Annotated in this window: 8 protein-coding genes and 1 pseudogene; 2 read left to right on the top strand and 7 right to left on the bottom strand. The window is 75.4% G+C overall.

The window, feature by feature from the left end; all coding sequences use genetic code 11:
* Both WCS02_RS15220 and WCS02_RS15215 read right to left on the bottom strand, forming a co-directional pair.
* Positions 1-263, bottom strand: a pseudogene (locus WCS02_RS15220) (bifunctional 2-C-methyl-D-erythritol 4-phosphate cytidylyltransferase/2-C-methyl-D-erythritol 2,4-cyclodiphosphate synthase); the annotation flags it as partial.
* Positions 264-369: 106 nt separating this feature from the next.
* Entirely contained in the window at positions 370-852 is a 483-nt protein-coding gene (locus tag WCS02_RS15215) for a CarD family transcriptional regulator (RefSeq protein WP_336922485.1), read from the bottom strand.
* 261 nt (positions 853-1,113) lie between these two features.
* On the opposite strand from WCS02_RS15215, the gene WCS02_RS15210 reads away from it, so the two are divergent.
* Positions 1,114-1,824, top strand: coding sequence for a hypothetical protein (locus WCS02_RS15210; protein WP_340294704.1), 711 nt, complete (start codon positions 1,114-1,116; stop codon positions 1,822-1,824).
* Between the two features lie 49 nt (positions 1,825-1,873).
* On the opposite strand, the gene WCS02_RS15205 is transcribed toward WCS02_RS15210, so the two are convergent.
* Both WCS02_RS15205 and WCS02_RS15200 read right to left on the bottom strand, forming a co-directional pair.
* Positions 1,874-2,554, bottom strand: a complete 681-nt coding sequence (locus WCS02_RS15205; RefSeq protein WP_340294701.1) for a winged helix-turn-helix domain-containing protein — start codon at positions 2,552-2,554, stop codon at positions 1,874-1,876.
* Positions 2,551-3,804: an ATP-binding protein gene (locus tag WCS02_RS15200; protein WP_340294698.1), complete on the bottom strand. Its 1,254-nt coding sequence runs from the start codon at positions 3,802-3,804 to the stop codon at positions 2,551-2,553. Before WCS02_RS15200 ends, WCS02_RS15205 begins: the two co-directional genes overlap by 4 nt.
* 65 nt (positions 3,805-3,869) lie before the next feature.
* On the opposite strand from WCS02_RS15200, the gene phoU reads away from it, so the two are divergent.
* Entirely contained in the window at positions 3,870-4,613 is a 744-nt protein-coding gene (phoU, locus tag WCS02_RS15195; RefSeq protein WP_340294696.1) for a phosphate signaling complex protein PhoU, read from the top strand.
* Position 4,614: 1 nt separating this feature from the next.
* On the opposite strand, the gene WCS02_RS15190 is transcribed toward phoU, so the two are convergent.
* From WCS02_RS15190 to mshA, 3 genes are read right to left on the bottom strand one after another with little or no spacing between them, the layout of a single operon-like run.
* Positions 4,615-5,373: a phosphoglyceromutase gene (locus tag WCS02_RS15190; RefSeq protein WP_340294693.1), complete on the bottom strand. Its 759-nt coding sequence runs from the start codon at positions 5,371-5,373 to the stop codon at positions 4,615-4,617.
* Between the two features lie 23 nt (positions 5,374-5,396).
* A complete protein-coding gene (locus tag WCS02_RS15185; protein WP_340294691.1) occupies positions 5,397-5,990 on the bottom strand; it encodes a type III secretion system chaperone family protein in 594 nt (197 codons plus the stop codon).
* Positions 5,987-7,252, bottom strand: coding sequence for a D-inositol-3-phosphate glycosyltransferase (mshA, locus tag WCS02_RS15180; protein ID WP_340294710.1), 1,266 nt, complete (start codon positions 7,250-7,252; stop codon positions 5,987-5,989). Before mshA ends, WCS02_RS15185 begins: the two co-directional genes overlap by 4 nt.
* Positions 7,253-7,398 lie beyond the last annotated feature (146 nt).

Genomic DNA, 7,398 nt, shown 5'->3' with positions numbered 1-7,398 from the left:
CGGTCCGCGCCGCCCGGCACGACCACCGGGTCCCCCGGGGCGCCGGCGGCGGACCAGGCCTGGCGGACCATGGCCGTGCAGGCGTCCTGCTCGGCCGCGGGCACCACGACGACCAGGGTGCCGACCGCGCGCGACCCGGTCGCGGGGTCGACCGCGGCGACCGCCGCCACCGCCAGCTCGAGCAGCGTCGAGCGGCCGGCGACGGCGAGCGCCTTGGGCACGCCGAGACCGAGCCGGGTGCCGGACCCGCCGGCGACGAGCACGCACCCGACGGCACGGCCCACCGTGTCCCGCCCACCGCGTCGTGGGCCGGACGCGGACGCGCCAGGACCCGGGGGTCCTGGCGCGTCCGTGCTCAGGGCTGTCCGATCAGGAGGACAGGACCTCGTCGAGCATGGTCTCCGCGGCGACCTCGTCGGTCTTCTCGCAGAGCGCGAGCTCGGAGACGAGGATCTGGCGGGCCTTGGCGAGCATGCGCTTCTCGCCGGCCGACAGGCCCTTGTCGCCGTCGCGGCGGTGGAGGTCACGGATGACCTCCGCGACGCGGATCACGTCGCCCGACGCGATCTTCTCCTGGTTCGCCTTGAAGCGGCGCGACCAGTTGGTCGGCTCCTCGGCCTGCGGGGACCGGAGGACGGAGAAGACCTTGTCCAGACCGTCCTTGCCGACGGCGTCGCGCACGCCGACCAGGTCGACGTTCTCTGCGGGGACCCTCACCGTCAGGTCGCCCTGTGCGACCTTGAGGACGAGGTACGCCTTCTCCACCCCCTTGATGGTCCGGGTCTCGACGGCCTCGATGAGGGCCGCCCCGTGGTGCGGATAGACGACTGTCTCGCCCACTGCAAACGCCATAGTCATATGCCCCTTTCCGGTTACCAGGGTAACACCCGGAGGGCCCCCCGGGGACCCCTCCTCGGGGCATCTGTGCTGGTCAGCGCCATGGGTGACCTGTCAGGAGGTCTTGACATCGAAGGATCCCGCCGCTACGCGCGGGTGCGCAGAGGGGGTGCAGAGGGGTGCGGACCCCTCGTGGCGGCGGCTCCCGGGTGCCGTGCGCGGGCCCCGGTCCGCGTCGGTGGGGAGCCGGTGACCACGTCTCGCTAGCATCGGGGGGTGACCAGCCTGACGCCCGCGCGCCGCCGACCCGCCGCCCTGCTCGCCGTCACGTCGGCAGGCCTGCTGCTGTCGGGCTGCTCGCTCAACGCCCCCAACACGGCCATCCAGCCGTACGCCCCGGCCGACGGCCTGCAGGCGGAGCTGGGCGAGGTGCTCGTCCGCAACATGCTCGTGGTGTCCGAGGGCGAGGGCGAGCCCGGCCTGCTCGTCGGCGCCCTGGTCAACCGGGGCCAGGAGGACGTCACCGTCTCCCTGGAGGTCGGCGAGACCAGCGTCGAGGTCGACGTCCCGGTCGGGGTGAGCGTGGCGCTCGGCACCGAGCAGGACCGTCCCGACGGTGAGATCGGCTCGATCGCGTCGGAGGTCGTGGAGATCGACGAGGTGGAGCCGGCCTCGGGCGGCAACCTCGAGCTGACCGTCACGGCGCCCGCGGGCAGCGCGGTCCTGCAGGTCCCGGTCCTGCCGCCCACCGGCGCGTACGACGGCTACGCCCCCGGCGACACCTCGGACGGGGACGGCTCGGAGCAGGACGCCGCCGTGGACGAGCAGGAGGAGTCCGAGGAGCAGGAGGGCTCCGGCGCCGAGCCGTCGGGCGAGCCGACCGACGGGTCCTCCGCGGAGCCCAGCGGCGAGCCCAGCGGCGAGTCCTCTGCCGCGCCGGGCGAGCTCGGTGTCGCCGAGCCGTCCGACCCCGCCGGGCAGGGCTGACCCGCCCGACCGCGGGCGCGCCGGGGTCGCCCGGCGCCGCCCGCCGGGCTCAGGTCTCGAACTTGTAGCCCAGCCCCCGCACCGTGACGATGTGCCGCGGCCGGGACGGGTGCGGCTCCACCTTGGACCGCAGCCGCTTGACGTGGACGTCGAGGGTCTTGGTGTCGCCGACGTAGTCCGCGCCCCACACCCGGTCGATGATCTGCCCGCGCGTGAGCACCCGGTCGGCGTTGCGCACCAGCAGCTCGAGCAGCTCGAACTCCTTGAGCGGCAGCGCGACCGTCGTGCCGTCGACGGTGACGACGTGCCGGTCGACGTCCATCCGCACCGGCCCGGCAGAGACGAGCGACTCCTGGTGCGTGCCGTCGTCCTCGCCCCGTCGCAGCACGGCGCGGATCCGGGCGACGAGCTCGCGGACCGAGTACGGCTTGGTGACGTAGTCGTCGGCGCCGAGCTCGAGGCCCACGACCTTGTCGACCTCGCCGTCCTTGGCGGTGAGCATGATGATCGGCACCCGGCTGCGGGCCCGGAGCCGGCGGCAGACCTCGGTCCCCGGCGTGCCCGGGAGCATGAGGTCGAGCAGGACGAGGTCGGCGCCGTCGCGCTCGAACAGGGCCAGGCCGTCGTCGCCGGTCTCGGCGACGCTCACCTCGTACCCCTCGCGCCCGAGCTGGTAGCTGAGGGCGTCGGAGAACGACGGCTCGTCCTCGACGAGGAGGATGCGGGTCACGGGGTGCCTCCGGGGTGCGGGACGGACGGGGTGGACGGGGACGCAGTCGGCGGCGCGGACCTCGGTGCGGGTCTCGAGGCCGGCGTCGCCGGTGCCGCGGGCAGGCCCGGCAGCGCGGCGCCCGCGTCGGGCAGCCGGACGGTGAACGTGGAGCCCTGGCCCGGACGGCTCCACACCTGCACGTCGCCGCCGTGGTTGTCGACGACGTGCTTGACGATGGCCAGGCCGAGCCCCGTGCCGCCGGTGCGCCGGGACCGGGCGGGGTCGACGCGGTAGAAGCGCTCGAAGACGCGCGCCTGCTCCTGCACCGGGATGCCGAGTCCCCGGTCGGTGACCTGGACGAGCACGAGGCCCTCGCGCCGGGCGACCGACACCGACACCTTCGTGCCCTCGGGGGAGTAGGCGATGGCGTTGACGAGGAGGTTCCGCACCGCGGTGGTGAGCAGGTCCTCGTCGCCGACGACGACGGCGCCGGGCGGGGCGTGCACGGCGAGCTCGATGCGGTTGTCCTCGGCGCGCTGCCGGACCTCGCTCGCGGCCTGCGCGACGACGGCGCCCATCTCCACGTCGTCGTGGCGGGGCGTGCCGTCGACCACCTGCACCCGGGACAGCTCGAGCACGTCGGTGACGAGCACCTGCAGCCGGGCGCACTCCTGGCGGATCCGGGCGGCGAAGCGGCGCACCGTGGGCGGGTCGTCCGCGGCGTCCTCGAGCGTCTCGGCGAGGACGCTGATAGCGCCGACGGGGGTCTTGAGCTCGTGGCTGACGTTGACGACGAAGTCCCGTCGCACGTCCTCCACCCGCATGGCCTCGCTGCGGTTCTCGACCTCCAGCAGCAGGTGGCCGGCGTCGAGCTGCCGCGGGGTCACCCGGACCTCGAGGTGGCCCTCGCCGACGGGCCCGCGGGGCAGGACGAGCGGGACGGTGCCGGCCGCGCGGCGGGGCTCCCCGGCCAGGCGCGAGGCGACGAGCTCCCGCATCTCCGCGTGGGCCAGGTACCCGCCGCGCACGAGCCCGAGCCGCAGCGCCTCGTCGGAGCGGTGGAGCACCCGGCCGTCCACGGCGACGACGAGGACGGGCAGGCCGGCCGCCGCGAACGCGGTCGCGGCGAGCTCGGTGTCACGGGTGCGCGCGCGCCGCGCCCCGCGGGTCTCCAGGCTGCTGCGCACCCCGAGCGCGTAGGCCACGACCAGGGCGACGACGCCGGCCACCGAGGCCGCCACCACCGCCAGCACGAGGTCCGGGGTCACGACCGGTCAGACTACGGCCCGCAGGGGGCTGCGCCGTCCTGACAACGGCGGCAGCATGGGCGAGGATGGACCGCATCATGACGCGCTTCGACGAGGACCTCGCCTCCCTGACCTCCGGGATGGTCGAGATGACGGGGCTCGCCGCGACGGCGATCTCCCGGGCGTCCTTCGCGCTGCTCAACGGCGACCTGGAGATGGCGGAGTCGGTCATCGCCGACGACGAGCGCATGGACTCCTGGCAGTGGTCCCTGGACGACCAGATCGTCGTCATGATGACCAAGCACGGCGCGCTCGGGCGGGACCTGCGCCGGCTCGTGTCCGGGCTGCGGGTGACCGCGGACCTCGAGCGCATGGGGGACCTGGCCCGGCACCTCGCGCAGGTCACCCGGCTGAAGTACCCCGAGCCGGTCGTCCCGGAGGCCGTCACGCGGCACATCTCGCAGATGGGCGAGGTCGCCGAGCGGATCGCGTTCAAGACCGGGGACGTGCTCGCCCGCCACGACGCGCGGCTGGCCCGCGAGGTTGACCGGATCGACGACGAGATGGACCGCCTGCACCGCGAGCTGTTCACCGTGATGCTGAGCACCCGGTGGGACGAGCCGGTGTCGGTGGCCATCGACGTCACGCTCATCGGCCGCTTCTACGAGCGGTTCGCCGACCACGCGGTCAACGTGGCCAACCAGGTCGTCTACCAGATCACCGGGGAGGACCCGGACCGCGCCAGCAGCCCGGGCACCCCGGGCCTGGGCTTCCCGCCCGGCACGGGGTTCCCCCCGGCACCGGGCGGGCCGCCCGCCGCCCGCTCCTGACCTAGCGGCCCTGGTTCGCGACCGCGGCGGCGGCCTCGGCGGCCGCCGCGGGGTCGAGGTAGCGCCCGCCGCGCTCGGTCGGGACGAGCTCGCCGTCGACCTCGTGCAGCGTGTAGACCAGCGGGATCCCGGTGGGGATGTTGAGGCCCGCGATGGTGTCGTCGTCGATCCCGTCCAGGTGCTTGACCAGGGCCCGCAGCGAGTTGCCGTGGGCGGCCAGCAGCGTGGTCCGGCCGGCCCGCAGGTCCGGCACGACGTCGGAGGCCCAGTAGGGCAGCATCCGGGCCACGACGTCCTCGAGGCACTCCGAGGTGGGCAGGTCGTCGCCGAGCTCGGCGTAGCGGGGGTCCCCGGTGGGGGCGAACTCGTCGTCGGGGGCGATGGGCGGCGGCGGGGTGTCGTAGGAGCGGCGCCAGAGCATGAACTGCTCCTCGCCGAACTCCGCCAGCGTCTGCTTCTTGTCCTTGCCCTGCAGGGCGCCGTAGTGGCGCTCGTTGAGCCGCCAGCTGCGGCGCACCGGGATCCAGTGGCGGTCCGCGGCGTCCAGGGCCAGGTGGGCGGTGGTGATCGCCCGGCGCAGCAGCGAGGTGTGCACGACGTCCGGCAGCAGGCCGGCCTCGGCCAGCTGGCGGCCGGCGGTCGCGGCCTCTCCGCGGCCCTTGTCGGACAGCGGCACGTCCACCCAGCCGGTGAAGAGGTTCTTGGCGTTCCACTCGCTCTCGCCGTGCCGCAGCAGGACGAGGGTGAAGGTCTCGGTCATGGCCCGATCCTGCCAGCCCCGGCTCAGGTGGCGTCGACCTCGTCCGCCCCGCCGCGGCCGTCGTTCTGGTCTCCGTCGCTCAGACGGTCGTCGCTGTCGTCGCCGTCGTGGACCAGGCGCTGGAACGCGGCGAGGTTGGCCGTGTCGAGGCCGCGGGCGGCCCGCCAGGCGGCCTCGCGCCGGATGGAGGCCGCGAAGCCCAGGCCGAGCAGGGTGTCGAACGCGCCGTCGGCGGTGTCGAGCACCGCGCCCATGAGGTCGTCGAGGACGGCCGGGGTGACGGCGGCGGTGGGCAGGCGCCCGACCAGGTAGACGTCGTCGTCCGGGTCCAGGGCGAAGGCGATGCCGCGCAGGCGGGTGTTGCGCCGCAGCAGCCAGCGCATCACCTCCTCGGCGTTCTCCTCGGCGTGGCGGACGACGAACGCCGACACCGACACCGTGTGGGCGCCGACCAGGACCGAGACGGTGGTGACCAGGCGGTGCTCGCCGGGCAGGCGCACCACGACCTCGCCGGGGCGCAGGCCGTCGTCGGCGTCGACCCCGGTGTCCTGCAGCCAGGTCCGCAGCGCGGCCAGGGCCGCGGCGGCCTCGGGACCGGGCGGGGCCGTCCGCCTCACCCGGAGGCCTCGAGCAGGGGCAGCGGCGCGGGACGCCGGTGGGCGAAGGTGGCCGCGGCCCGGTCGTACTCCCGCAGCACGCGCTGCGCGGTGCGGTCCCAGCCGAAGCCCGACGCGTGCGCCACGGCGGACCGCCCCATCGCCGCCCGCCGGCCGGGGTCGGCGAGCAGCACGTCGAGCTCCACGGCCCAGCGGCCCGGGTCGTGGCCGGGGACGAGGACGCCGGACACCCCGTCGGAGACCGCGCGGCGCAGCCCGCCGACCGATGCGGCCACCACGGGGGTGCCGCAGGCCTGCGCCTCGAGGGCGACCAGGCCGAACGACTCGTTGTGCGAGGGCACGGTGACCAGGTCGGCGGCGCGGTACCAGTCGGCGAGCTCGGCCCGCGCGACCGGGGGACGGGTGAGGAGGACGTCGCCGACGCCGAGCTGAGCGGCCTGGTCCAGCAGCGCCGTGGGCCGGGCCAGCCCGGAGCCGGACGGCCCGCCGAGGACGGCGACGACGAGGGGGCGGTCGCCGGCCCCGCGCCGGGCACGCATCCGGGCCGCGGCAGCGACGAGGACGTCGGGGCCCTTGAGGGGCTGGATCCGCCCGACGAAGAGCAGGACGTCGGCGTCGGCGGGCAGGCCCAGGCGGGCGCGTGCCGCGGCGCGGTCGCCGGGGGAGAACAGCTCGAGGTCGACCCCGGGGGGCACCGCGCCCACCCGGTCGGGGTCGGCGCCGTAGTGGGAGACCAGGTCCGCGGCCTCCTCGGCGGTGTTCGCCACCAGCCGGTCGGCGGCGTCGACCACCTGCTGCTCGCCGATGACGCGGCCGCGCGGTTCGGGCACGTCCCCCTCGGCGAGGGCGGCGTTCTTCACCTTCGCCATGGTGTGCATGGTGTGGACGAGCGGGACGCCCCAGCGCTCGGCGAACAGCCAGCCCACCTGGCCCGACAGCCAGTAGTGGCTGTGGACGAGGTCGTAGTGACCGTCGGCCGCCGCCGCCGCCGCGCGCATGAGCCCGGCGGTGAAGGCGCACAGCTGCCCCGGCAGCTCCTCCTTGGCCAGGCCCTCGTACGGCCCGGCGTCGACGTGGCGCACCAGCACCCCCGGCGACAGCTCGACGAGGTCGGCCTGCGCGCCGGACGTGCGCCGGGTGAACACCTCGACCTCGACGCCCAGGGCGGCCAGGCGCCGCGACAGCTCGACGACGTAGACGTTCATGCCGCCCGCGTCGCCCGTGCCGGGCTGCTCCAGCGGGGAGGTGTGCACCGAGAGCATGAGGACGCGGCGGCCGCGCCAGGACCCGTCCGCCCGCGCCGTGCCGTCCGTGCCGCGCCCAGCGGCGTCGAGGCGCACCCGTCCCACGGCGCGACGGTACGCCCGCCGGGCGCCCCTGCGCTGCCCGGGCCGGAGCCACCGCGCCC

This window comes from Aquipuribacter hungaricus (assembly GCF_037860755.1).
Classification (GTDB): domain Bacteria; phylum Actinomycetota; class Actinomycetes; order Actinomycetales; family JBBAYJ01; genus Aquipuribacter; species Aquipuribacter hungaricus.
The sequence above is the reverse complement of the archived record's forward strand: the minus strand, read 5'-3'. Positions and strand labels throughout refer to the sequence as shown.

Coding starts and splice junctions, on each gene's coding strand:
- WCS02_RS15190 (WP_340294693.1), bottom strand. CDS start 5,373: ATGACCGAGACCTTCACCCTCGTCCTGCTGCGGCACGGCGAGAGCGAG.
- WCS02_RS15215 (WP_336922485.1), bottom strand. CDS start 852: ATGGCGTTTGCAGTGGGCGAGACAGTCGTCTATCCGCACCACGGGGCG.
- mshA (WP_340294710.1), bottom strand. CDS start 7,252: ATGCTCTCGGTGCACACCTCCCCGCTGGAGCAGCCCGGCACGGGCGAC.
- phoU (WP_340294696.1), top strand. CDS start 3,870: ATGGACCGCATCATGACGCGCTTCGACGAGGACCTCGCCTCCCTGACC.